Raw genomic sequence first — 24,290 nt, 5'->3', positions numbered from 1 at the left:
TTTTCATCATGTTTTAATGAACCTGCACTAAGACGGCGTCTCCCTGTGCTGCCCCGCTGCAAATAGCGGCAACGCCCAGACCCCCTCCTCGTCGCTTTAATTCATAAACAAGCGTCATGAGAATTCTCGCACCGCTCGCGCCGATCGGGTGTCCGAGCGCGATCGCACCGCCATTTACATTTACTTTTTCAAGATCGAAACCTACGATTTTTTCACATGTCAAAACAACTGAAGCAAAAGCTTCATTTACTTCAAACAAGTCAATATCTTGGACAGTTAAACCGTTCTTTTTCAGGAGCTTGTTAATGGCAAACCCCGGCGCTGCCGCCAGCTCGTGCGCTGGCATTCCCGTAGTTGAAAAACCAAGAATTGTAGCCAGAGGCCGTTTGCCAAGCTCAGCAGCTTTTTCCTCAGACATCAGCACGAACGCGCCGGCTCCGTCATTGACTCCAGGAGCATTGCCGGCTGTGATAGAACCGTCACTTGCATAAATCGGAGCAAGTTTCGCGAGCTGATCCAGACTTGTGTCACGGCGAATCGCTTCATCTTTATCAACAACGTTTGGTTTTCCTTTTCGACCGATCCAGTTGACGGGAACAATTTCATCCTGAAACTTCCCTTCATCGGCGGCCTTAGCTGCCCTTGCATGACTTCTCAACGCCCATTCGTCCTGCTCTCTTCGTGAGATTGCATATTCCTTGGCAGCTGTATTTCCGTGAACAGCCATGTGCACCTCGTCAAATGCGCACGTTAATCCGTCATACACCATTAAGTCCCTAAGCTCGCCGTCCCCCATCCGTGCTCCCCAGCGCCCGGCGGGAACGGCATACGGAATATTGCTCATGCTTTCCATCCCCCCCGCAACAAGTATGTCCGCATCCTGCGCCCGAATCATTTGATCACATAAAGTGACAGCGCGAAGGCCGGAAGCACAGACTTTATTCAGTGTTTCTGACGGCACACTCCAAGGCATTCCCGCCAGACGGGCAGCTTGACGGGAAGGTATCTGCCCTGAGCCGGCCTGGACAACCATGCCCATGACGTTTCCTTCTACATCATCTCCAGAGACTCCAGCCCGTTGCAGCGCCTCCTTCATCACCATGCCCCCAAGCTCAGCAGCTTTCACCTCTTTCAATACTCCGCCGAATTTGCCAAATGGCGTTCTTGCAGCACTTACAATGACTGTTTTCCTCATGGTTTCACCTCATTCAGAAGATAGACAGCGCTTACAATTTCTAGTTGTCTTCTATGAATGTATGCTTTGAAACGGGCATGAATGAATGAATGAATGAATGAAAAAAGAAGGCTGCGTCAAACAGCCTCCTTCTAACAACTATTCATTTTTCAGCAATGCCGAAGCCTTTTCTGGAAAGTCGGTAAACATGCCGTCTGCTCCCGCTTCAATGAGACGCTTCATATCTTCCGGACGATTGACTGTATACGGCCTTACCTTAATCAAACCGTTCCTCATTTTCTTCAGTACTTCATCTGTGACCCCTGGGCTGTTTAGCTTCGGGTGATAGCCGGAAGCCGGAATAGACGCGATATATCGATCTGCCTGATAAAGCACATCTGAAGTTAATACTGCCCGTTCGATATGCGGCGCAAGCCGGGCGCATAGCGCCAAGCTGTCATGATTAAAGGTGGATAGGATGACTCTGTCCTCTACATTGAATCGCTTCACTGCCTCCAGCACTTTTTCTTCCATTCCCTCATAGCGGATCACGCTGTTTTTTAATTCAATGTTGATGAGAAAATCCTTTTTTACCGCCCACGAGAGCACATCTTCTAGCAGCGGCACTTTTATATCGCTGTACGCTTGATCGTGACCAGCGGCCGCATTCGCAGTCTTTACCTCATCATAGGTTGTATCCTTCACGAATCCTTTAAGTGATGTCGTGCGATTAAGTCTTTCATCATGAATCACAACAATGCGTCCGTCTTTCGTCAGCTGTACATCAAGCTCTATCCCATCCGCTCCGGCTTCAATTCCTTTTTCAAATGCAAGCATTGTATTTTCGGGAAATTGACCTGATGCCCCCCGGTGGGCAAAAATCTTTGTCATCGTTTCACCTCAAACCCTAAAGTTTTCTCCATTATACTTATTTTGTCGGCTCCACTCTAGGATTAAGGCTGTATCAATCTACTGATCATAATAAGAATCAATGCCGTTGACAATCGCATCTGCGGCCTTTTGCTGGTATTCTTCACTTCCCAGCTTGTCCGCATCAGAACTGTTAGTGATAAACCCAAGCTCCGCCAACACACTTGGCATTTGTGAATATGTAATGACGTAAAAGTCTGATTCTTTCACGCCCCTGTCTCTCGTTTGTAAGGAAGAAACGAGCTGTGACTGAATATCGGATGCCAGACGCCGGCTGTTCTCCCCTTCATAATCAGATTGAAAATACGTTTCTGTTCCTGAAGCTGAAGCAACCCCTGAATTCACATGAATGCTGACAAAAAGGTCAGCCTGATTGGCACTTGCCTTAGCCACTCTTTCCTCCAAGGTCAGAAAATGATCGTCAGACCGGGATGCAACAGGATTGGCTCCCTCCTCTTTTAGTTTGTCTGTCACATGCTCTGAGACAGCCAAATTAATATCCTTTTCAAAGAGCCCGTTTCCGACCGCTCCACTATCTTCACCGCCGTGTCCGGCATCAATATACACTGTTTTCCCTTCTATCGGCTCTGCTGCCTGTGCACAAGGCGCGAGCGTCAAAGCCAATCCGCACAGCGCCAAGCTCCTCCATAACATTCTCAACTTACTCCCTCCGGTCTTTTTATGACGAGTTCTTTCGCAGCTGAATATCTTCCAGCTGTAAAGTTCCATTATCCTTCTTTGTATATTTCACCAGGACATGTGTCTGATCTGGCAGTGATTCACATTCATCACGTTTATCCTTCGGAACTTGTATCATGGTTTCTTCTCCATTAAGAGAAACCGCAATCGTATGAGGATCAGCCGAGCCAATGTATTTTCCCTCTTCGGTAAACCTTGGCACTGAGTCATCCGCACTTGCAACACTGCACCCCGAAAGAAAGAGCGCAGTAAACAGCAAAAGAACCGTTTGTTTCACATGACCACCTCTTCCTGATGTTTGGCTTTTATCTTTGACCAGAATGGCAAATTTGTAAAGACAACGCGAATGCAGGCGAGCAAGTTCCATGATTTTCAAAAGGGCTATACGACCCGATCATTTCCTGTTGTTAGAAAGATAACGAGCAGATTTGTCTATGAGGATGGCTCTAATTGAGGCGCCAATTAGAAAAAATTAGCGGAAAGAAGCAACTTTTTATTCATTTTAAAAAATTTGAGAATAGGGTGAGCAAATCGTTTGACGGGTGGGTCAGCCAAGCGTAACCTTTTAAAGGATATTTACTTTATTGAAAGAAGTTAAAGCCATGAAAAAATTCGTTCTGCTGCTGGCGGCAGCTGTCATCACATGCTCCATCGGCCACCAAATCAGCGGCGGCTACAAAGGCCCCGAAAAAGAGCGGCGAAAACATCACTCTGCACTCAAGATATTCAGTCGGTAAAGCAGATCAATTGCATTAATTTTTACATATAGGCTAGAATATGTGCGAATCCAAACGAAAGAAGATGATCAAATGAATCCTAAGTATAAGCCACTTTTTGAACCATTTACGTTTAAAAGCGGCGTTACAATCGACAACCGGATCGCAGTAGCACCGATGACTCATTACGCTTCTAATGAAGACGGTACAATATCTGAAGCGGAGCTCGACTACATCATCCCCCGTTCAAAAGAGATGGGAATGGTGATTACAGCCTGCGCAAATGTTACACCGGACGGAAAAGCATTCCCCGGGCAGCCGGCCATCCATGACGATTCCAACATTCCAGGTTTAAAAAAGTTAGCACAAGCCATTCAGGCACAAGGCGCTAAAGCTGTTGTACAAATTCATCACGGCGGTATTGAGTGCCCGTCTGAGCTCGTTCCTCAACAGGATGTTGTGGGGCCAAGTGACGTGTTTGATAACGGCAAACAAATTGCTCGCGCATTAAAAGAAGAAGAAGTGGAAAACATTGTGAAGGCTTTTGGAGAAGCGACAAGACGCGCCATTGAAGCCGGCTTTGACGGTGTCGAAATTCACGGTGCAAACGGCTACTTAATTCAGCAGTTTTATTCTCCGAAAACCAATCAGCGCACGGATCGCTGGGGAGGAAGCGATGAAAAACGATTAGCCTTCCCGCTCGCTATTGTCGATGAAGTGAAAAAAGCCGCTTCAGAACATGCGAAGGGTGCGTTCTTAGTCGGCTACCGTCTGTCTCCGGAAGAACCTGAGACACCGGGATTGACAATGACTGAAACTTATACGCTTGTTGATGCTTTAGGGGATAAAGAATTGGATTATCTTCATATCTCACTGATGGACGTGAACTCAAAAGCGCGCCGCGGTGCAGATCCGACTCGCACACGCATGGACTTATTGAATGAACGTGTCGGAAACAAAGTGCCGCTGATCGCCGTCGGTTCCATCCATTCCGCTGATGACGCGCTTGCCGTCATCGAAAACGGTATTCCGCTAGTCGCTATGGGACGCGAAATTCTAGTTGACCCTGACTGGACGGTAAAAGTAAAAGAAGGCCGTGAAAAGCAAATCGAAACAGTGATCAAAGGCACAGATAAAGAAAAATATCATTTGCCTGAACCGCTATGGCAAGCAATTGTGAACACGCCAGGCTGGGTGCCTTATAAAGATTAATGTGCAAAGACTGCCGAAACGATTCGGCAGTCTTTTTTCCCTTTATATAAATAGTTTGTGTACACATCTAAACAGCAAAAGAAAGAGCTCCCCACCAACTTCGAAAAGAAAATCCAGGAAAAACCCCTCACGCTTTCTTGCTTTTTTCTTTTTCATTCGTACGTCTCCTTTTTACATGAATACGCCTTACTTACGATTTTGCAGGAGAAAGGTTTCATTTTATAACGGACACATCTAGGGTCGATCATGCTTCGTGATCCTATAAGATGTATGAATGGACCAAGAGTGCAGCTAATACCGCCATTTGCTTTCCTTACTTTTCAAACCTATCCTTTACTATATGCGGATACTTAATATTCTTCTCCCATACTACAAATGTACCCAAAACAAAACGCCTCCTATTTATCAGCGCAAACTAATAAATAAAAGACGTTTGATTTAATGACCACTTAATAAGCTCATGTTTAAGAAGCCTTATGCTCTAACCTCAGCTTATCCGCAACCATTGCAATGAATTCACTGTTGGTAGGTTTAGCTTTTGTCATGCTGACAGTATAACCAAACAACGAGGAAATGGAATCAATGTTTCCTCTGCTCCATGCCACTTCAATTGCATGACGGATCGCTCTTTCTACACGGCTTGCGGTTGTGTTAAATTTTTTGGCGATGTCCGGATAGAGGACTTTTGTAATGCTGCCGAGCAATTCGATGTCATTGTATACCATTGAGATTGCTTCGCGCAGATAGAGATAGCCTTTAATATGGGCTGGGACGCCGATTTCATGGATAATGCTTGTGATGCTCGCGTCGAGATTTTTCTTCTTTGGTTCAGGCTGGCTGCTGCGTATAATACTGCTTTGCGATGATGGCGCACGATGCGTCACACTGCTGGCATTTCCGCTGACCTGGCGGATATGACCGACAAGGTTTTCCATATCAAACGGTTTGAGAATAAAGTAGGACGCGCCTAAATCGACGGCCTTTTTCGTGACATCTTCCTGCCCAAAGGCTGTCAGCATAATGACATTCGGCTGTTTTTTCAGATCTGATTCCCTCAGCCTCTCTAAAACCGCAAGTCCGTCTAAATGCGGCATAATAATATCTAATACGAGCACATCGGGATCTTTTTCTTTAAACAGCGACAGGCATTCCTGTCCGTTATAAGCAACGCCGATCACTTCCATGTCTTCCTGTCCTTCTATATATTCACTTAACAGGCTTACCAGCTCTCGATTATCATCAGCAACACAAACTTTAATTTTCTCCACGTTTCTTCCTCCCCAAATGTAGTTAACAGGATTCACCCTTGCTACATGTTTACATTCGACAAAACCGCTATATACCCTCTAAAAAAATCATAATCACCAATATTAGTGGCATATCTTTGTTATTCTATGTTTTTCTCTGTTTTTCGACTAAAAATGAAATTTGACAAACAAGGAAACGTGAATTTGTCGAAAAATCTTCTTTTGTATATTTTACCTTATGTATTCTGAGAAGTGAAGATGGATCAAAATAAAAAAACTGCCGGAAACTCCGGCAGTCAGCTTGCTTTTTCTTTTCCGTAAATATCGATTCCTGCTTCTGACAGCATCCATTCAATATGAACACCGTAGCCGCTTGTCGGGTCATTTACAAATACATGGGTGACAGCACCGATCACTTTTCCATTTTGAATAATCGGACTTCCGCTCATCCCCTGTACGATGCCTCCTGTTTCTTTCAACAGCCTTGGATCGGTAATTTTCAACACCATTCCTTTTGTCGCAGGGAATTTTTGCGGCGTTGTGCTAACGATTTCAATATCGAATTTTTCTACTTTGTCATCATCAATAACGGTTAAAATTTCAGCCGGCCCTTTTTTGACTTCGGTAGAAAACGCAACCGGCAATGCTTGATCTGATATGTTGTTTTGAATCGGCTGATGCAGTGTGCCGAAAATCCCAAACGGGCTGTTTCTGTTAATATCCCCGATCGTTTTGCGTTCTGAGGAAAATCGCGCCAGTTTTTCTCCCGGATTACCGCCTGTCCCTTTTTCAATTGATGTTACAGTGGATTTAACGATTTCTCCATTCTCCACTACAATTGGTTTCTTTGTGTCCATATCGGAAATCACGTGGCCAAGTGCTCCGTATTTTTTTGTTTTCGGTTCATAAAAGGTCATAGTGCCGATGCCGGCAGCAGAATCTCTGATATATAACCCGATTCTGTATTTGCCTTCTCCTTCATCCTTTTCTGGGATCAGCTTCGTTTTGATTTTCTGTTTATCACGTTTGATCAGTAAATCTAAAGATTCACCAGTTTTCCCAGCCTTTTGAATAAATGGGGCTACATCATTCATTTTTTCAATTTTCTGTCCATTCATCTCAATAATGATGTCGCCCGCTTCAATTCCGGCCGTTTCTCCCGGAGATTTTTTGCCTTCACTTGTATTGATTTGATGAAATCCGACGACAAGAACACCGACGGAATGAAGTTTTACACCGATTGATTGTCCGCCAGGTATAACCTTTAAATCAGGAAGAACATGCACTTTTGTTTTTTTAATTGGAAATCCGGCAAGATCATATACCAATTCTGACTCACCTGATTTTTTGCCCGTCACCTTGATTTCATGCGGATCTTTCTTTACTGTAAACGCTTCTGAGGATTCTGGTGTCTGAGCGTTTACCGATAAACTTGTTTCAATCGCTTGTGTTTGGGTTTCAAATACTCTCATTTGCGTTGGAATCAATAAATATTCTTTTAGCGGTTTGCATAAACCTACACTTAATAACGAAACAAGGAGAATTAAACCTACTGCTTTTCTGATGTTATCGGGCATTCACTACTTCACTCTCCTCGCTCCTATCCCACACCTTCTTTATGACTTGCTGCTACATCATTTAATTTTGCCTTCTGACGGCTTATTTATAACTGTCATATGAAGAAAAACATTGGATATACTGATGAACGAATGGATGTGCACGAAAAAAATAAGCTGCGCTTCTCGCGCAGCTTACCCAGTTGTTTTGACTTGATCCGCTTGTTTTAAAAGTTCTTTCGCATGGCGTTTCGTTAAGTCGGTTACTTCGACACCTGCAATCATGCGCCCGATTTCCGCTACCTTTTCCTGCTTAGAGAGCGGCTTGACACGTGTCGTCGTTCTGCCGTCTTTTAGCTCCTTCGCAATATAAAGATGCGTATCGGCCATGGCAGCCACCTGAGGCAGGTGTGTAATGCACAGCACTTGTGATCCTATTGACACCTTATGGATCTTCTCTGCGATTGCCTGTGCGACCCTGCCGCTTACACCGGTATCAACCTCATCAAAAATGATCGATGTCACATCCTGTTGTGAAGAAAAAATGCTTTTTATGGCAAGCATCACCCGTGACAGCTCTCCACCTGAAGCGACTTTCGAAAGGGATTTCAGCGGCTCGCCTGTATTGGTCGAAATTAAAAACTTCACCAGGTCAATCCCTTGTTCAGTCAGCTGAACGGGCTGGCCGTTTACAAGCGGAGCCTCTTCATTGCGTGACGCTGTTCTGACCTTAAATTCCGTATCAAAAGTTGATTTTTCCATGTACAGGCTTTTTAATTCCCGATGAATCTCATCAGCCAGCTTTTTCGCCCATGTTTTTCGGATTTGTGACACATTTGCCGCTTCCACTGCGACATCTTTGCCGACGGAGTCAAGCTCCTTTTTCAAGCTTTGAAGGTGGCTGTCCCTGTTTTCAATTTGGTCAATCTCTTCTTCAATTTTAGAAGCATATTCCAAAATGTCTTCAACAGTGGCACCGTATTTTCGTTTCAGCTGTTTGATTTCATTAAGTCGCGTCTCAATATAGTTCAGGCGTTCCGGATCAAATTCAAGCTCATCCAGCATATTTCTCATCTGAAATGTGGCATCCTCAAGCAAATAGTAGGAGTTCGAAACACTTTCAGACATTTTTTTCAGCGGTTCGTTTATATCAGATATATCTTCAAGCTGCGCTGATGCCATTCCAACCCAGTCCAATCCGCCCTGCTCACTGCGAAGCGCGTTATATGCATTTTGCAGCGACTCATATATCTTCTCAAAGTTTGAAATTTGCTGGCGCTCTTCTTGGAGCTGTTCATCTTCGTTAAGCTCAAGCTTTGCCGATTCGATTTCTTCGAGCTGAAATTGAATAAGATCAAGACGATGGGCCATTTCCTGTTCGCTTTCAGAAAGCTGCTTAAGCTTTTTGAGCAGCTTCATATACCGCTGGTATCCTTCCTGATACGTTTTGAGCGCGCTTTCCACTTCGGCCCCGGCAAACTTGTCCAAAAGCTCGAGATGATTTTCGTCTTCCATTAACAGCTGGTTATCGTGCTGTCCGTGAATATCTAATAAAAGCCTGCCGATCTCTCTTAGCGAAGCAATCGTGACAAGCTTGCCATTGACACGGCAAACGCTTTTCCCGCTCGTGCTGATATCCCTTCTCATGACGATCATTTCGTCTGAAACGTCGATTCCCTGCTCAGCGCATACGCCTAAAACAGGATGGCCGCTCTCCAACAGAAACAGCCCTTCAAGTTCGGCTTTTGCTTCCCCATATCTAACAAATTCAGATGATCCGCGGCCTCCGACTAAAAGAGAAATGGCATCTATGATGATGGATTTGCCGGCTCCGGTTTCTCCTGTTAAAACCGTAAGCCCGCGTTCAAAAGAAACCGTCAGTTCCTCAATAATGGCAAAGTTTTTAATCGATAGTTCAGCTAACAAACAGCATTACACCTCTTATCTTTGTTAGATTTTCTGTTACAGCAGTTCAAGGAGCCTGTTTTTTACGCCTTCTGTATCTTCAGGAGTCCGGCAAATAATTAAAATCGTATCATCTCCGCAAATGGTCCCCATCATTTCATCCCAGTCCAAATTGTCCATCAGCGCCCCGATTGCCTGGGCATTGCCCGGCATCGTTTTCAGCACAATCATATGGCTTGCTGAGTCTATTTTCACAAATGCGTCCATCAATGCCCGCTTTAGCTTTGACAGCGGATTGAAACGCTGGTCCGCCGGAAGACTGTATTTGTAAGAACCATTATTTGTAGGCACTTTTACAAGGTGAAGTTCTTTAATATCCCGTGATACCGTGGCCTGCGTTACTTTGTATCCATCCTGCTTCAGCATGTCGACCAATTCATCCTGCGTTTCGATTTCATTGCTTGTAATGATCTCTCTGATTTTAATATGCCTCTGGCCTTTGTTCATGTAAGCACCTCTATTTCCAAGCTTATCTGTTCTTTTATGTTATATGATTCTCTGCACATTGTACATGAATGCAGAAAAAAGGAATAATAGCGCCCTATTATTCCGGTACATCTGCTTTTTTTTCTTTTAACGTCTTATGTGCTTCTTCTACAACGCGCATGATCTCTTCTTCCGGCAGCTCCTGGCCATCCTGTCCCTCTCCCGGCCAATGCAAATGAAGGAGAAACTCAATATTTCCGTCTCCTCCAGTGATTGGAGAAAATGACAAGCCTTTACATATATAGCCTTCAGCGGCAGAAAAACTGATCATTCGCTTGAGCACATCAGCATGCACTTTAGGATCTCTGACAATCCCTTTTTTGCCGACGGATTCCCGTCCCGCTTCAAACTGAGGCTTAACTAGAGCCATGCAGTCGCTGCCCGGTACGAGCAAAGTCCTTAGGACAGGCAGGATGAGCCGCAGTGAAATAAAGGACACATCAATTGTGGCAAACTCCGGCATGCCCTTTGTAAAGTCTGCCGGTGTTGCATAACGAAAGTTCGTCCGTTCCATCACGACGACCCGTTCATCCTGTCTGAGCTTCCACGCAAGCTGATTATAGCCTACATCCACAGCGTATGACTGTTTAGCTCCATTTTGCAAAGCGCAGTCCGTAAAACCGCCGGTGGAGGAGCCAATATCAATCATAATTTTATCCTTGACAGAGACGGGAAATTCCTTCAACGCTTTTTCGAGCTTTAAGCCGCCCCTGCTCACATACCTCAGCGGGTTTCCTTTAACGGTTAACGGAAGGTCGCGGTCAATTTTTTCTCCAGGCTTGTCCAAGCGGTTTTCGTTTGAATAGACGATCCCCGCCATAATGGCTCTTTTGGCTTTTTCACGCGTTTCCGCCAGCCCTCTTTCCACTAATAATACATCTAATCGTTCTTTCTTTGACGTCATGATCCAATTCCTTTGTGTGTCTTTGACGGCATCAGTAATCTAATACGATTTGCCACCTGCTGTTTTGTCAGTCCAATTTCCTTAAGAAGCGCCGTTACGCTTCCGTGTTCAATAAACCGATCAGGTATACCCATTCTGTCGATCGGAGTATGATATTCACCTTGATCATGAGCGAATTCTAAAATCGAGCTTCCGAAACCGCCTTCTAAGACCGCTTCTTCAATTGTTAAAATTGGCAAGCCTTCTTTTAGGATACTCTTCATCATCTTTTCATCAATCGGCTTAATAAAACGCGCATTCACAACGCGCACGGAAAGGCCTTCTTTCTGCAGCTCTTCGGCTGCTTCAATCGCCATTTCGATTGTTGTGCCGAATGTTAAGATGACAGCATCGTTCCCTGGACGCAACACCTCCCACGTACCGATCGGAATCGTTTTCAACTGTTCATCCATTTTTACGCCGAGTCCGTTTCCGCGCGGAAAACGCATTGCTATCGGGCCTTCGTCATAGCTAAGTGCTGTATGAACCATGTGCTGGCCTTCATTTTCGTCTTTCGGCATCATTAAGACCATGTTTGGAATGTGGCGCATAAACGCAATATCAAACACGCCTTGATGTGTCTCTCCATCAGCGCCAACGAGTCCTGCACGGTCAATTCCAATAAACACATTAGCGTTTTGGCGGCAGATGTCATGAACAACTTGGTCATATGCCCTTTGCAGGAAGGTTGAGTAAATCGCCAAAAACGGCTTCATACCCTGCATTGCCATAGCTGCAGCCATTGTTGCGGCATGCTGTTCTGCGATTCCTACGTCGAACATCCGGTCAGGGAATTCCTTTGCGAAGCCTTCAAGCTTTGAACCGACAGGCATAGCCGGCGTAATGGCTACAATGCGTCCGTCCTCGCGCGCCATTCGCTGCACAGTTCCGCTGACAAGACCGCTCCACGAAGGAGCTGCGGCTTTCGGCTTTACAAAGTCACCGGTATTAATTTTATATGGTCCGGTACCATGCCATGTCCCAATCGTATCGGTCTCAGCCGGTTTGTACCCCTTCCCTTTTTTCGTAATGACGTGCAGAAGAACAGGGCCTTTCGTTTTTTTGGCGTATTGAAGATTCTCAATCAGCTCATGATAAGAATGTCCGTCCACTGGGCCCAAATACGTAAAACCGAGCTCCTCGAAAAACATTCCGGAGACGAGCATGTATTTCAGGCTGTCTTTGACCCGTTCCGCCGTGGCGGCAAGCTTGCCCCCAACTGCCGGAATCTTTTTAAATAAGTATTCAAGCTCATCTTTGACCCACTGGTATTTCCCCGCAGTGCGGAGCCGTCCGAGCATAGAGTGAATGGCACCGACGTTTGGCGCAATACTCATTTCATTATCATTAAGGATGACAATCATGTCTTTTTTCTCGTCGCCGATGTGGTTAAGGGCTTCGAGCGCCATACCGCCGGTCAGCGCGCCGTCACCAATGATCGGAATAATATATTCATCCGTTCCTTTAATATCACGGGCAGCTGCCATTCCCATCGCGCCTGACAGAGAAGTCGAGCTGTGCCCGGTTTCCCAAACATCGTGCTCGCTTTCACTCCGCTTTGGAAATCCGCAAAGCCCTTTGTACTGGCGAAGCGTCGCAAATTCTTTTCCGCGTCCTGTCAGCAGCTTATGGACATACGACTGATGGCCTACATCCCATAAAAATTTGTCTTTCGGGCTGTTAAATTCCTTATGCAGGGCAACAGTAAGCTCTACGACACCTAAGTTTGGGCCGATGTGGCCGCCGGAAGCGGATAAACTTGTAATTAAAAACTGACGGATTTCATCACTTAATTTCTCTAATTCATCAATGGACATGTTTTTTAAAAACGACGGGTCCTGTATTGATAAAAGATCCAAAGCGGATCAACTCACTTTCAGCATGAATTTCTGCAATGATACATGTCTTTTGCATGCCGAGCTGACAATAATCTCAGACATAAAAAAAGACAAACGCGCTTTTCCTTTTCATTTTTCATATAAACTGCTTACATTTTACCATACCTCGTGCAGCCGCTTCAAATTAGGATCGTTTTAGTGATCTCTTGCCGCAATTAAATCACAAAGCTCATATAAAAGGTCTTTTTGAAGAGAGAGTCCGCCGATCAATCGCTTCGCCTCTTTTATATGAACATCCAATTTATGTTTGGCCCCTTCCAATGAAAGAAGCGACGGGTATGTCGATTTGTCATTTGTGGTATCCGAGCCGACACGTTTGCCGATTTTCTCTTCACTGCCTTCTAAATCTAAAATATCGTCTCTGATTTGAAATCCGATTCCAATGTGGCTGCTGAAGGTACGCAGTGTTTCAATGTCTTCCTCAGGCGCATCAGCCAAAATAGCACCGGCGATTACACAAAAGCCAAGGAGCTTGGCAGTTTTCCGTTCATGAATGGATTCGAGCTCTTCAAGCGTGACTTGTCGGTTTTCCGCTTCCATATCAGCTACTTGCCCACCGACCATGCCTTCGGTGCCTGCCGCTGAAATCAGTTCATTCACAAGCCGCAGGCGCTTTTCTGCTGACACCTCGTCTGACACGTGGGAGGTAATCAGCTTAAAGCTTTCTGTGAGCAGCCCGTCACCCGCTAATACTGCCGTCGCTTCACCAAACACTTTATGGTTTGTCGGCTTCCCGCGGCGCAAATCGTCATCATCCATGCATGGAAGATCATCATGAATTAACGAATACGTGTGAATCATTTCGACAGCACAGCCCACCGGAATGCCGTCTTTTTCGCTTTTTCCATATGCATTTAAAACAGCCAGTACAATCAGAGGCCGCAACCGCTTTCCGCCGGCCTGTAGAGAATATAGCATAGATTTCTTTAATGAGTCCGGCATATCAAGCTTTTCTGTATAGACAGAAAGCTGATTTTCAATTGTTTTTTTCCGGTCCGCCAGAAAGCTCGTTAATTTATTTGTCACCTTCGTCTTCCTCCTGAACACTGAAAGGTGCCAGTTCGCCGTCTTCTTTTAAAATGAAGTCCATTTGCTTTTCGACTTTTTGCAGCTTTTCATGGCACATTTTTGACAGAGCCATGCCTTCTTGGAAATAGTTAATGGCTTGCTCTAGAGGCACATCTCCCTCTTCAAGCTTTGATACAATGCTCTCAAGCCCTTTCATCGCTTCTTCAAATGTCATGTTTTCATTTTTTTTCACGTCTGTCATTTTTCTTCCCCTCTCTTTTCTAATACTTCACAGGTCAGCACGCCATCCTTCAGCTTGACTTCAAGCCGGTCCTGCTCTTCTATTTGACTGACACTTTTAATGAGTTTATCTTCTTTATAAGCCAAGCTGTATCCTCTTTCCATCACTTGAAGAGGACTTAGTGCATTCAGCTTGCCAAGAACGGTTTGAAATTGGGAATGCAGCTGCTTCATTTGGATATTCATATTTTTTCTCAGCTGATTTGTTTGTTCCTGGTATCGTGTTCTCGCTTGTTTCAGCTGTTCATGAGGATGCAGTGCCTCTAATCTGTACGTTTCACGCTCCAGCTGTCTGCTTTTCCGATCTAAAAGAGCGGTCAGCTGTGCTTGAAACTGCTGGTACGCGAGGTCAAACTGCTGCTCTTTTTGCGCATACAAACGCTTTGGAAAACGAAAGGCATAGGACGATTGCAGCGTTTGAATCCGTTCTTTTTTCTGGCCGAGGTGCTGCTGCATTGCTCTTGTCATTCTGACTTCCGCTGTTTTTGCCCGTTCGATTAAATCAGTGGTATGAGGCACAGCAATCTCAGCTGCTCCTGTCGGCGTCGCGGCTCTGATATCGGCGACAAAATCACTGATCGTAAAATCCGTCTCATGTCCGACTGCCGATATAATCGGAATATTGGAAGCAAAGATGGCGCGTGCTACAATTTCTTCATTGAATGCCCACAGTTCTTCTATCGAACCGCCGCCTCTCCCGACAATTAATACGTCGCAAATCTCTTTTTCATTTGCCTCTTCAATGCGCGTAACGATGGATCTGCTCGCATTTTCACCTTGTACGAGCGCTGGAAGAACAATGACTTTTACAAGGGGATATCTTCTTTTTAGAGTTGTAATAACGTCTCTGACAGCGGCACCCGTTGGAGATGTCACAACCCCGATTGTGGCTGGAAATGCGGGGATTTGTTTTTTGTAGCGGTCGTCAAATAAACCTTCTCCGGCAAGCTTCTTTTTTAATTCTTCGTACGCTAAATAAAGCGCTCCAACCCCGTCAGGCTGCATTTCTTTGGCATATAATTGATAGTTTCCGCTCGGTTCATATACGGAAATTCCGCCTCTGACCAGCACTTTCATTCCGTTTTCAGGTTTAAAAGGCAGACGCTCGCTTTGTCTCGCGAACATCACCGACTGCATTCTTGCGTTTTCGTCTTTTAAAGTGAAATAAATATGCCCTCGTGTGTGTATCTTTACATTCGACAATTCGCCTTTAATCCAAATATTTTCAAGGTGAGGATCTACATCGAATTTTCGTTTTATATACTTTGTCAGCGCTGAGACGGTCACATACGCTGCTTCACCCATGTCTAAAAACTCCTCTCCTAAGCATTCCTGCACCATAACTAAAGAAAACCCGCCCTGGCTTTAGGAGCCTGAAGAAGCGGGTATCGTGCTCATATTCAAGGCGGGTAAACATTTCGCCTGTGAATATCTCCAATTATCTATGATAACGTACGTTTCGCAGATTTAACAGTATTATGCGCAAGCATCGTGATGGTCATCGGACCTACTCCGCCCGGAACCGGCGTGATGAAGGACGCTTTTTCCTTTGCCCCTTCAAATTCAACGTCTCCGCAAAGCTTTCCGTTTTCCAGACGGTTAACGCCGACGTCAATGACAACAGCGCCCTCTTTGATCTGGTCTGCACTGATGAAGTTGGCTCTGCCGACTGCCACCACCAGGATGTCCGCTTTTTTCGTATGTTCAGTAATATTTTCTGTTCTTGAATGACAGTAAGTAACCGTCGCGTTTTCATTTAATAAAAGCTGGCCGACAGGTTTGCCGACAATGTTGCTTCGGCCGACTACAACAACCTCTTTACCGGAAAGGTCAATATTGATTTTCTTCAAAAGCTCAACAATTCCATGAGGCGTGCAAGGAAGAAACGTATCTTCGCCAAGCAGCATTTTCCCTACGTTTAACGGATGAAAACCGTCTACATCTTTATCAGGGGAGATACGTTCGATCACCGCTTTTTCAGAAATATGGTCTGGGAGCGGAAGCTGAACGAGAATGCCATGAAACTCAGGGTCTTGGTTATATTGATCAATAATGGAAAGCAGTTCAGCTTCTGTGAGGCTGCTGTCAAATTGATCGAGCTTGAAATTCATTCCCATTGTTTCTGCCGCTTTTTTCTTTCCTCGCACGTAAGAGTGAGAAGCAGGATCATCTCCAATCAAAATAACCGCCAGTCCGGGAGTGACGCCTTGCTTTTTAAGCTCTTCTACCTCTTTTGCCAATTGTTCGCGTTTTTCTCTAGCCGTTTCTTTTCCGTCGATGATTGTTGCAGTCATTTTCTTTCCTCCTATGATTGTTCAATATCAGATTTAATGTTAGAAAGAACCCCGTTTACAAACTTTGTCGCTTTGTCATCACCAAACCGTTTTGCCAGCTCAATCGCTTCGTTCATGGAGACATTCACCGGAATGTCTTCGGCATATGCCATTTCATATGCTGCCAGGCGCAAAATCGCACGGTCAACATTGGCAATCCGATCGAGCTTCCAATTCACCAGATGCTTGGAGATCATTTCATCCAGCTGGTCTTGGTGTTCCAATACCCCGTGTACAAGCTGTTCAAAGAAAGGATCTGTTTTTTCTTCATCCAGTGCGTGTTCTATGGCTTCATTCACTGCAATATCGCTGACATCAATTTGAAATAGTGCCTGCAAAGCTTTTTCTCTTGCTGTTCTTCTTTTCATTTTCTTTCTCCTTTGATCCTCTTTATCCGCTTGTCGTTAAGCCACAAAGAGATCATAACATATTTTTTTCGTATCCGCATATTGAAATCAAGGTTTTTTACCCTATTACCGAATATTTTCACACACCTTAATATGATTATTCGGATTTCACGTTCATGAAGAAACTCGGCTATGTAAGCCGGCTTTCTTCATGCTTTGAAATAAAGGGTAACGTGTAAAAAAACCAAAGGGCCGCCCTCCCCTTGGTTTCGTGTTAAGCCATTTACATTTCTTCGTCGATTTGGACTTCTTGGGCTTTTGTGTCAAATTGAATGCCGACGATGTGAATATTGATCTCGTTAATCGAAAGAGACGTCATATTTAATAAGGTTTGACGAATGTTTTCCTGAACGGATGCTGCAACTTTCGGAATCGAAACGCCAAATGTAACGACACAGTATACATCGATCGTAATTCCGTCTTCCGCCAGGTCGACTTTGACACCTTTGCCATGATTCACTTTGCCAAAGCGCTCAACGACGCCTGTCGCAAAGTTTCCGCGCATTTCGGCAACCCCATCAACTTCTGATGCTGCAATGCCGGCAATGACCTCAATGACCTCCGGTGCAATCTCAACCTTACCCAAATGCGTATCTTCGTGATCCATTTTAAGCAAGCTGTTGTCTTTCATTCAATTCACCTCCGTAAAAATTATGAGCCCATTACATCATATGTTTCTAAAAATTTCGTATTAAACTCTCCGCTCACAAATGTTTCGTGTTCAAGCAGTTTTAAATGGAAAGGGATTGTTGTCTCAATGCCTTCGATGACGAATTCGCTCAATGCGCGCTTCATGCGGGCAATCGCTTCATCCCTCGTTTTTCCGTATGTGATGACCTTTGCAATCATGCTGTCATAGTACGGTGGGATGGAATAGCCAGGGTACGCAGCTGAATCGACACGGACACCAAGACCGCCAGGAGGCAGGTACATTTTAATTTCACCAGGTGACGGCATGAAATTTTTACTTGGGTTTTCTGCGTTGATTCGGCATTCGATGGCCCAGCCTTCAAATTCAACATCCTCTTGCTTGAGGCTCAGTTCCATTCCTGATGCCACTTTGATTTGTTCCTTGATCAGGTCAGTTCCCGTCACCATTTCTGTGACTGGGTGCTCTACCTGAATTCTCGTGTTCATTTCCATGAAGTAATAGCGCTGTTCATTGTAGTCATAGATAAATTCAACTGTTCCAGCACCTGTATAGCCAACCGCTTTTGCAGCCTTTACCGCTGCATCTCCCATTTGCTCCCTGATTTCTGAATCAAGGGCAGGAGATGGTGATTCTTCCAAAAGCTTTTGCAGGCGTCTTTGGATCGAGCAGTCGCGTTCGCCCAAATGGATCGTATTTCCGTAGTTATCAGCAAGCACTTGGATCTCAACGTGGCGAAAATCTTCTATGTATTTTTCGATGTATACACCTGGATTTCCGAATGCAGTTGCCGCTTCCTGCTGTGTAATCTTAATGCCATTAATCAGTTCCTCTTCAGTGCGAGCAACCCTAATTCCTTTTCCGCCTCCGCCTGCGGTGGCTTTTATAATTACAGGATACCCAATTTCATTAGCAAGCGAAACCGCTTCTTCCACATTTTCTATAATTCCCTGTGAACCCGGTACGATTGGCACGCCGGCCTGTTTCATCGTTTCCCGCGCAACGTCTTTTGTTCCCATTTTTGAAATGGCGTCAGCGCTCGGGCCGACAAACGTGACATTCACTTCTTCACATAATTCAGCGAAATCAGCATTTTCAGCTAAAAATCCGTATCCCGGATGAATGGCGTCCGTGCCAGTCAGCTTTGCAACACTCACAATATTTGTAACGTTTAAATAGCTGTCTTTTGATGCTTTCGGTCCGATACAAAAAGCTTCATCGGCCATTTGAACATGAAGGGCATCTTTATCAGCTTCTGAATAAACAGCGACAGTCTCAATTCCGAGCTCTCTGCAGGCTCTGATGATTCTGACAGCAATTTCTCCTCTGTTGGCGATCAATAGCTTTTTAATCATGTTCAGTCTCCTTACTCCGCTTTTACAAGAAATAGAGGTTGTCCGTATTCGACCAGCTGGCCGTTTTCTACTAATACTTCAACGATTTCGCCTTTCACTTCTGCTTCGATTTCGTTGAAAAGCTTCATCGCTTCTACAATGCAGACAACTGTGTTTTCATTTACTTTTGAACCGGCTGTTACATACGGGCCAGCTTCCGGTGATGAAGAAGCATAAAATGTTCCTACCATTGGTGAAGTGATTTTATGCAGATTCTCATCTTGCTTTGGTGCTTCTTGGGCAGGTGCCGCTGCTTGCTGCGCTTGCGGCTGAACTGCCTGCGGAGCCTGTGCTTGTACAGGTGCTGCCGGTGCCTGCTGCATGACTTGAACCGTGCCTGCTTCGTGTTTTTTCAGTTTTAAGGATACACCTTCATTTTCATATACGAATTCGTCAATTGTAGACTCGTCAATTGCTTTAATCAGCTCGTGGATTTCTTTGATATTTAACATTCAATCGCACTCCTATGTATGAAATTTCTTTTTTATAGGTTACTACTAAAAGTACATACTATGTTCATCTTACAGGAGCGGACTTTTGAATTCAACTCTAATATGACAGCAACGCAAAAAGCCCGCTTGTTTAGCGGGCTTCAGCTTGTAGAGAAAACGACGTTTTTTCTACAAGCTTTTTTGTTTTATACAGTTTCTTTAGATATTCATCAGGTTTCAGATGCAGAAAAAGCGCTCCCACATGCCTAGCCCTGCTTGGCTAGGTATGTGGCAATCTTCTTCATGTTCTGGCATGCGGCTGTGAGGAGAACTTGTTCACTCACATTTCGTTTTCCCCTCAACCTGCAATAGCGAAGCCCATGCAGCTGTTTTGAATCTGCAAAGCTTCGCTCTATTTTTTCTTTTCTTTTTTTGTAGAGGTTTTTTCCTGAAACAGACAAGCGATTTTGTCTGACCTTTTCTTTATGATCTTCCCATACATGTCGAGTAATCACTTTCTGCCGATTCTTTGATTTTGTACAGTTTTCAAGCAGTGGGCATGAGGAACATATTTCAGGATTTGATTTATATGACCGGTAGCCTTTTCGGTCAGTTGTTGAGTATGTAAGTGTTTGGTGATTTGGACAAATGTATCTGTCTTGTTCACTGTCATAATGAAATTTCCATTTTGGAAACAAGCCTCGGATAGGGTGATAACGTCTATGTGCGATGACACCAAAGATTTGGCGGTCAGATAATCCTTTACAGATCGGAGTCGTTAAATATCCGGAATCAAGGGCGACGGCTTCTACTTGAAAACCAAATCGTGCGATTTGGTGGTCTAATCGGTCAAGATAAGGCACAGAATCATGGACATTTCCAGGTGTGACGTAGGCATCGGTGATAATGTTGTATTTCATATCTGTTGTGCGGTGATCTAAATAGAAAAAACCTTCTGGTTTGTTTTCACGATACAGATAGCCACTTTCCGGATCGGTTGTACTGTGGCGGATCTCTTTTTCAGCTTTCACCTCCTCTTTGGCTGTTAATGGTTTTTTTCCGTGTTCCTCCCGATCCTCTTGAATGGCTTCATTTAAATCCTTGATATAGTTTTGGGTATCCTGCGCAATTGTTTTTCTTGTGTATTTATGCTTGTTGGCATTGGCTTTAAGGTGTGTGGAGTCGGTGAATAGGACTCGTCCGCCCACCATGTCATGATTGATGGCCTGAAGAACGATCTCATCAAAAATGTCTTGGAAGATGGTTGTATCTTTAAAGCGTGTGCGTCTGTTCCAGCTGATGGTGGAGTGGTGTGGAACCGGGTCGTTTATGTTCAATCCGAGAAACCATCTGTACGCCATATTGTAGTAAATTTCTTTTTCAAGCTGTCTTTCTGAACGGATACCATAGAGGTATCCGATAAACATCATTTTAAATAAAATAAGCGGATCAAGTGAGGGGCGGCCTTTGTTTTCACTGTAGTAAGGTTTCACCTTTTCAATGATGAAAGAGAAGTCTATGTGTTTATCAATTTTCCGAAGCAGGTGATCCTCTTCAACGAGTTGGTCAAGCAGAACAAATTCGGCTGTGTTTTGAGAAGAGTTTCTTGTGTGGAACATGAGAAAGACACCGTCCTTTTAAGTCTTTCTTTTATTTTATTACAGAAGAATGGATATTTTAAAGAAAAATAAAGGCTGTCGAGATTTTCTCGACAGCCTGAAGCCCGCTTGTTTAGCGGGCTTCTTTTTCCTCTTTCTTACTTGGATGGTTCAAATGTGACAGCGACATCTTTCATTGTTTTGATTTCTTTTGCCACAAGGTCTATAATGGCTGTCGCCTTCGATTTGGAGTGTTTGTCTGATTTGACTGTAATATTGATTTTATCTCCTTCAGCATTAACAAGCGCATCCTCGTAACCTTGTGTTTTAATCAGCGTTTCAAGCTGTTTTTCTGTTCCTTCCACTTCACTGAGAGCCGTCATTTTATCGTATGCTTCGCTTTTCTCCTTGGCTGTTGCATCATCGCTTGACACAATGGCATTCAGCTCTTCTCTTTCTTTGCTTCTGGCATCTTCTAAATCAAGACGGTACGTTGTAAACAGATCATCATCGGCTGTTTCCGTAACAACAGTTCCTTTTTCACTGGCTTCAGCGGATGTTTCCTTGTCTGCTGATGAATCTTTCGTTCCCTTTGTTCCATCTTCTTTTCCTTTTTCAGTTTCTGTACCGCTTTTTTCCTTCGTGTCTTGCTTGGCAGGCGCTTTTTCAGTTGCGACCTCTCCGCTGTCAGACGCGCTTTTTTCACTTTGCATCTGCACGGCGTTTTTGCTTTCCGGCGACATGATATAGTAGACGCTTAACACCACGACAAGACTGAGCATTGTTAATAGCCAAACGGTTTGTTTTTTAAGCATTTATGAATCCTCCTTTATTTTTTTAGGGGCAACCGCAACCCGGTGGCTTGGAACATCCAGGACCCGTGTCACCGCTTCGATAATGGTTTGTTTTATTTGAACGTTGTCCACTCCTTGAGCAACAACGAGTACACCGCGTATATCAGGTTTTTTCGTTTGGACGACGACAGGTGTTTCTTTATCGCCGTTTTTGATCATGACGATTTCTTCCTCCGATGTTTGGTCTGTAACGCTTCTTGTTCCGCCTTCTTTGTCAGTTTCTTCAGTGGTTGTATTTTTGTTTGATTTGTTTTTTTCGTATACTTTCAGCGACGTTGCATCTACATTCACGACAACCGAGACATCGTCCACACCAATGATTGTTTCAAGGATTTCTTTCAGCTGATTTTCGTATTCTTTTTCATAGTCATCGATCGAGTCTTTAGGTTTATCAGATTTTGAGGCTTTAAACACTTCGGCTGTTTTCTCTTTGCTGTCTGCGGAATGTTGTGATGATACGGCCGTTATCGTTTTGGCGTTTTCAGTTTTCTCAGGTGAAGAAAACAGCTGGCTGACAAGCATAAAGGAAACTCCGAGAACAAAAACGAATAGAAAGTAATGATATTTGGTCAGCTTCGGCTTTTCGCCGTCCTTCGTTTGTCCCGGAAGAAACTGCTTTTTCAATACATTCCATAATCCGTTTTTATTCATTGCCGACACTCTCCCCGCCTTCCATATGAACCGTAATTTTCTCACTTCCGATTTCCCAAATGTCCGCGAGCTGCGTTTGTATCTGTTTGGCTTCTTTTTGTTCGGCTGCTTCTTTTGTTACGTATGCATGATCTGTATCAATGTGGACCGGCGCGACCGTTTGGACCGTTTTTTCAGAAGACGGGGCCATATACACGCTGATTGTTTTAATATCCTCTTCTGAATCTACCTTTTCTCCTGCCGTGAGTTTGATGCGGCCTACTTTATATTCATCATGACTGAATCTCTCCTCCGCTTTCTTTTTTAGTTGGACAGCCATTTCTTCTAGAATATATGCGCGCTGGGAAGCTTGTATTTCTATTTTTTTTGAATTGATTTGATTTTTTATGTCGGCAGACTCTGACTGCCCGTTTTTTGTGAGGTATTCAAAGATGACTTCGGGGTCTGTCTTGAAAAGTTTAAAAATCGGCGTAAGCATGACGACAATCAATAGCAGGCTGACTACCATTTTTGCGTACTTTTGCATGCTGGAGCTCGGCAGCAGCATATCAATCACAATTGCAAATAGGATAAACAACACGATGGTGGTAAGCCATTCCGTTAAAAAACTCATTCGCCTGCCTCCTTCATTTCATCATCATCGTGAGGTTTCCGGCTGTGATTATGACAGTAAGGCTTAAAAAAAACATGAGAGACACAATGGCGAGAGCTGCAAAAATATAAATGACGCTTTTGCTGATGACGTCGAGGCAGGTGATGACGGGCCCGCCTCCTAGTGGCTGAAGAATCGCGGCTGCCAGCTTATAAATAAAAGCGAGGGAAAGCACTTTGATTGCCGGAAATGCCGCAATACAGATCAAAATAGCGACACCGAGAATCCCTACCGTATTTTTCAGCAGTAAAGAGGCGCTGATTACTGTATCTGTTGCGTCTGTAAACATTCGGCCAAGCACAGGAATAAAATTTCCGGTTATAAATTTAGCCGTCCTGAGCGTAATGCCGTCTGTCACTGCAGCCGAGGCTCCCTGAACAGAGATGACGCCGAGAAAGATGGTAAGAAAAACAGCCAGCGCTCCGATGGCGATATTTCTGAGCAGGTTAGCCAGCTGCGTTACTTTGTATTGTTCAGTCATCGTGCTGACAATGCTCAGAATCGCTGATAAAAAAATCAGCGGCATGACGATATTCTGAATCAAGAGACCGCTCGTGTTCATCAGGAAGAGGATAACAGGATGAAAGAAGGCAGCAGATACAGCTCCGCCTGAGGAAGCCAAAAGCGCCAAGAGGAGCGGAATGAGCGCCAGGATAAAGCTGGTCATCGTCTGAATCGCCTCAGTTGCATAGTTAATTGCCACATGAAAGCTATTAAGCGCAAGGATAATCAGCACCATGTACACAATTGAGTAAGCGACCTTACTGACGGTGCTTTGCTGAAACGCATTTTGCAAAAGCTGCAGAATGACGCAAAAAATCGTGAGCAAAATCAATGTGCCCAGCAGCTTTCCGTTGGCAAGCACTTCATGAAACAAATAAGAAAAGAGAGCTTTCAGCCATTCTTGCGGTGAGAATGATTTATCGCCATTGATAAACTCCATTAAGCTGCCTTTTTGGCTTTCCGGCAGCAGTCCGCCGTATTCTGTCATAATGTCATTCCAAAATTCTCCGATCTTATCTGTTTCAAGCGAGGCTGCTGTCCTTTCCGCTAATTGCTCGGCTGTTTCAGCATGGTCTTCCGTTTGTTCTGCATTACCAGCTGCTTGTACAATTTCTGCACGGCCTGCTATGATCAGCACGGCCAAAAGCAAAACCCATTGAAAGCGCTTCAATCTGCCGCCTCCT

The 24,290-nt window shown here is 44.5% G+C and carries 25 protein-coding genes; 2 read left to right on the top strand and 23 right to left on the bottom strand.

From position 1 onward, the window contains the following. Positions 1-13: 13 nt before the first annotated feature. The 4 genes from PUN35_RS02365 to PUN35_RS02350 all read right to left on the bottom strand — a co-directional run bounded on the left by PUN35_RS02365 (position 14) and on the right by PUN35_RS02350 (position 3,080). A complete protein-coding gene (locus tag PUN35_RS02365) occupies positions 14-1,195 on the bottom strand; it encodes an acetyl-CoA C-acetyltransferase (protein WP_014480223.1) in 1,182 nt (393 codons plus the stop codon). Between the two features lie 138 nt (positions 1,196-1,333). Further along, the gene (locus PUN35_RS02360; RefSeq protein WP_014480224.1) at positions 1,334-2,065 is read right to left on the bottom strand and encodes a glycerophosphodiester phosphodiesterase; all 732 of its coding nucleotides are present in this window, start codon (positions 2,063-2,065) and stop codon (positions 1,334-1,336) included. 78 nt (positions 2,066-2,143) lie between these two features. Further along, positions 2,144-2,764, bottom strand: coding sequence for an N-acetylmuramoyl-L-alanine amidase family protein (locus tag PUN35_RS02355; RefSeq protein ID WP_010886565.1), 621 nt, complete (start codon positions 2,762-2,764; stop codon positions 2,144-2,146). Between the two features lie 19 nt (positions 2,765-2,783). Beyond that, complete coding sequence (locus tag PUN35_RS02350) at positions 2,784-3,080, bottom strand: hypothetical protein (RefSeq protein ID WP_014480225.1); 297 nt, start codon at positions 3,078-3,080, stop codon at positions 2,784-2,786. Positions 3,081-3,387: 307 nt separating this feature from the next. Between PUN35_RS02350 and PUN35_RS02345 the strand changes: the two genes are divergently transcribed. Both PUN35_RS02345 and PUN35_RS02340 read left to right on the top strand, forming a co-directional pair. Then, positions 3,388-3,540 carry a hypothetical protein gene (locus tag PUN35_RS02345; protein WP_014480226.1) on the top strand — a complete coding sequence of 51 codons (153 nt, stop codon included), beginning with the start codon at positions 3,388-3,390 and terminating at the stop codon, positions 3,538-3,540. Positions 3,541-3,612: 72 nt separating this feature from the next. Further along, complete coding sequence (locus PUN35_RS02340; RefSeq protein WP_017696437.1) at positions 3,613-4,731, top strand: NADH-dependent flavin oxidoreductase; 1,119 nt, start codon at positions 3,613-3,615, stop codon at positions 4,729-4,731. A gap of 464 nt (positions 4,732-5,195) precedes the next feature. On the opposite strand, the gene spo0A is transcribed toward PUN35_RS02340, so the two are convergent. The 19 genes from spo0A to spoIIIAE all read right to left on the bottom strand — a co-directional run bounded on the left by spo0A (position 5,196) and on the right by spoIIIAE (position 24,277). Further along, entirely contained in the window at positions 5,196-5,999 is an 804-nt protein-coding gene (spo0A, locus tag PUN35_RS02335; RefSeq protein WP_003226427.1) for a sporulation transcription factor Spo0A, read from the bottom strand. A gap of 275 nt (positions 6,000-6,274) precedes the next feature. Next, a complete protein-coding gene (spoIVB, locus tag PUN35_RS02330) occupies positions 6,275-7,555 on the bottom strand; it encodes a SpoIVB peptidase (protein ID WP_014480228.1) in 1,281 nt (426 codons plus the stop codon). A 174-nt stretch (positions 7,556-7,729) separates the two neighbouring features. Continuing rightward, positions 7,730-9,460 carry a DNA repair protein RecN gene (recN, locus tag PUN35_RS02325; RefSeq protein WP_014480229.1) on the bottom strand — a complete coding sequence of 577 codons (1,731 nt, stop codon included), beginning with the start codon at positions 9,458-9,460 and terminating at the stop codon, positions 7,730-7,732. A gap of 36 nt (positions 9,461-9,496) precedes the next feature. Next, a complete protein-coding gene (argR, locus tag PUN35_RS02320) occupies positions 9,497-9,946 on the bottom strand; it encodes an arginine repressor ArgR (protein WP_003230265.1) in 450 nt (149 codons plus the stop codon). Between the two features lie 97 nt (positions 9,947-10,043). Beyond that, positions 10,044-10,889, bottom strand: a complete 846-nt coding sequence (locus tag PUN35_RS02315) for a TlyA family RNA methyltransferase (protein ID WP_031600677.1) — start codon at positions 10,887-10,889, stop codon at positions 10,044-10,046. After that, on the bottom strand, positions 10,886-12,787 hold the full coding sequence (gene dxs / locus PUN35_RS02310) for a 1-deoxy-D-xylulose-5-phosphate synthase (RefSeq protein ID WP_014480232.1): 1,902 nt from the start codon (positions 12,785-12,787) through the stop codon (positions 10,886-10,888). The genes PUN35_RS02315 and dxs overlap by 4 nt, the downstream gene beginning before the upstream one ends. Before the next feature lie 174 nt (positions 12,788-12,961). Next, complete coding sequence (locus PUN35_RS02305; RefSeq protein WP_003230262.1) at positions 12,962-13,852, bottom strand: polyprenyl synthetase family protein; 891 nt, start codon at positions 13,850-13,852, stop codon at positions 12,962-12,964. Next, positions 13,842-14,096, bottom strand: coding sequence for an exodeoxyribonuclease VII small subunit (locus tag PUN35_RS02300; protein ID WP_003226409.1), 255 nt, complete (start codon positions 14,094-14,096; stop codon positions 13,842-13,844). Before PUN35_RS02300 ends, PUN35_RS02305 begins: the two co-directional genes overlap by 11 nt. Beyond that, on the bottom strand, positions 14,093-15,439 hold the full coding sequence (gene xseA, locus PUN35_RS02295; RefSeq protein WP_033881196.1) for an exodeoxyribonuclease VII large subunit: 1,347 nt from the start codon (positions 15,437-15,439) through the stop codon (positions 14,093-14,095). Before xseA ends, PUN35_RS02300 begins: the two co-directional genes overlap by 4 nt. 137 nt (positions 15,440-15,576) lie before the next feature. Continuing rightward, positions 15,577-16,428, bottom strand: coding sequence for a bifunctional methylenetetrahydrofolate dehydrogenase/methenyltetrahydrofolate cyclohydrolase FolD (folD, locus tag PUN35_RS02290; protein WP_014480234.1), 852 nt, complete (start codon positions 16,426-16,428; stop codon positions 15,577-15,579). 11 nt (positions 16,429-16,439) lie between these two features. Beyond that, positions 16,440-16,835: a transcription antitermination factor NusB gene (gene nusB / locus PUN35_RS02285; protein ID WP_003230256.1), complete on the bottom strand. Its 396-nt coding sequence runs from the start codon at positions 16,833-16,835 to the stop codon at positions 16,440-16,442. Between the two features lie 262 nt (positions 16,836-17,097). After that, a complete protein-coding gene (gene yqhY / locus PUN35_RS02280; RefSeq protein WP_014480235.1) occupies positions 17,098-17,505 on the bottom strand; it encodes a fatty acid biosynthesis protein YqhY in 408 nt (135 codons plus the stop codon). A gap of 20 nt (positions 17,506-17,525) precedes the next feature. Next, positions 17,526-18,878, bottom strand: coding sequence for an acetyl-CoA carboxylase biotin carboxylase subunit (gene accC / locus PUN35_RS02275; RefSeq protein ID WP_003230253.1), 1,353 nt, complete (start codon positions 18,876-18,878; stop codon positions 17,526-17,528). A gap of 11 nt (positions 18,879-18,889) precedes the next feature. Then, positions 18,890-19,369, bottom strand: a complete 480-nt coding sequence (accB, locus tag PUN35_RS02270) for an acetyl-CoA carboxylase biotin carboxyl carrier protein (RefSeq protein WP_003230252.1) — start codon at positions 19,367-19,369, stop codon at positions 18,890-18,892. 245 nt (positions 19,370-19,614) lie between these two features. Beyond that, complete coding sequence (locus PUN35_RS02265) at positions 19,615-20,967, bottom strand: IS1182 family transposase (protein WP_014478984.1); 1,353 nt, start codon at positions 20,965-20,967, stop codon at positions 19,615-19,617. A 137-nt stretch (positions 20,968-21,104) separates the two neighbouring features. Then, positions 21,105-21,761: a stage III sporulation ratchet engulfment protein SpoIIIAH gene (spoIIIAH, locus tag PUN35_RS02260; protein WP_003230250.1), complete on the bottom strand. Its 657-nt coding sequence runs from the start codon at positions 21,759-21,761 to the stop codon at positions 21,105-21,107. Continuing rightward, complete coding sequence (gene spoIIIAG / locus PUN35_RS02255) at positions 21,762-22,451, bottom strand: stage III sporulation protein AG (RefSeq protein WP_014477307.1); 690 nt, start codon at positions 22,449-22,451, stop codon at positions 21,762-21,764. After that, entirely contained in the window at positions 22,444-23,064 is a 621-nt protein-coding gene (gene spoIIIAF / locus PUN35_RS02250) for a stage III sporulation protein AF (protein WP_003230233.1), read from the bottom strand. Before spoIIIAF ends, spoIIIAG begins: the two co-directional genes overlap by 8 nt. 13 nt (positions 23,065-23,077) lie before the next feature. Then, the gene (gene spoIIIAE, locus PUN35_RS02245) at positions 23,078-24,277 is read right to left on the bottom strand and encodes a stage III sporulation protein AE (RefSeq protein WP_003230230.1); all 1,200 of its coding nucleotides are present in this window, start codon (positions 24,275-24,277) and stop codon (positions 23,078-23,080) included. Between the last annotated feature and the right edge of the window lie 13 nt (positions 24,278-24,290).

Origin of the sequence: Bacillus sp. N3378-2at, from assembly GCF_033412715.1 — a bacterium.
Lineage (GTDB): Bacteria > Bacillota > Bacilli > Bacillales > Bacillaceae > Bacillus > Bacillus subtilis.
This window is presented reverse-complemented; position numbering and strand designations above follow the sequence as displayed.

Excerpts from the sequence above, each read along its gene's own strand:
- PUN35_RS02365 (WP_014480223.1), bottom strand. The coding sequence starts at position 1,195 with ATGAGGAAAACAGTCATTGTAAGTGCTGCAAGAACGCCATTTGGCAAA.
- PUN35_RS02360 (WP_014480224.1), bottom strand. The coding sequence starts at position 2,065 with ATGACAAAGATTTTTGCCCACCGGGGGGCATCAGGTCAATTTCCCGAA.
- PUN35_RS02340 (WP_017696437.1), top strand. The coding sequence starts at position 3,613 with ATGAATCCTAAGTATAAGCCACTTTTTGAACCATTTACGTTTAAAAGC.
- spoIVB (WP_014480228.1), bottom strand. The coding sequence starts at position 7,555 with ATGCCCGATAACATCAGAAAAGCAGTAGGTTTAATTCTCCTTGTTTCG.
- argR (WP_003230265.1), bottom strand. The coding sequence starts at position 9,946 with ATGAACAAAGGCCAGAGGCATATTAAAATCAGAGAGATCATTACAAGC.
- PUN35_RS02315 (WP_031600677.1), bottom strand. The coding sequence starts at position 10,889 with ATGACGTCAAAGAAAGAACGATTAGATGTATTATTAGTGGAAAGAGGG.
- PUN35_RS02300 (WP_003226409.1), bottom strand. The coding sequence starts at position 14,096 with ATGACAGACGTGAAAAAAAATGAAAACATGACATTTGAAGAAGCGATG.
- xseA (WP_033881196.1), bottom strand. The coding sequence starts at position 15,439 with ATGGGTGAAGCAGCGTATGTGACCGTCTCAGCGCTGACAAAGTATATA.
- folD (WP_014480234.1), bottom strand. The coding sequence starts at position 16,428 with ATGACTGCAACAATCATCGACGGAAAAGAAACGGCTAGAGAAAAACGC.
- nusB (WP_003230256.1), bottom strand. The coding sequence starts at position 16,835 with ATGAAAAGAAGAACAGCAAGAGAAAAAGCTTTGCAGGCACTATTTCAA.
- yqhY (WP_014480235.1), bottom strand. The coding sequence starts at position 17,505 with ATGAAAGACAACAGCTTGCTTAAAATGGATCACGAAGATACGCATTTG.
- accC (WP_003230253.1), bottom strand. The coding sequence starts at position 18,878 with ATGATTAAAAAGCTATTGATCGCCAACAGAGGAGAAATTGCTGTCAGA.
- accB (WP_003230252.1), bottom strand. The coding sequence starts at position 19,369 with ATGTTAAATATCAAAGAAATCCACGAGCTGATTAAAGCAATTGACGAG.
- PUN35_RS02265 (WP_014478984.1), bottom strand. The coding sequence starts at position 20,967 with ATGTTCCACACAAGAAACTCTTCTCAAAACACAGCCGAATTTGTTCTG.
- spoIIIAH (WP_003230250.1), bottom strand. The coding sequence starts at position 21,761 with ATGCTTAAAAAACAAACCGTTTGGCTATTAACAATGCTCAGTCTTGTC.
- spoIIIAG (WP_014477307.1), bottom strand. The coding sequence starts at position 22,451 with ATGAATAAAAACGGATTATGGAATGTATTGAAAAAGCAGTTTCTTCCG.
- spoIIIAF (WP_003230233.1), bottom strand. The coding sequence starts at position 23,064 with ATGAGTTTTTTAACGGAATGGCTTACCACCATCGTGTTGTTTATCCTA.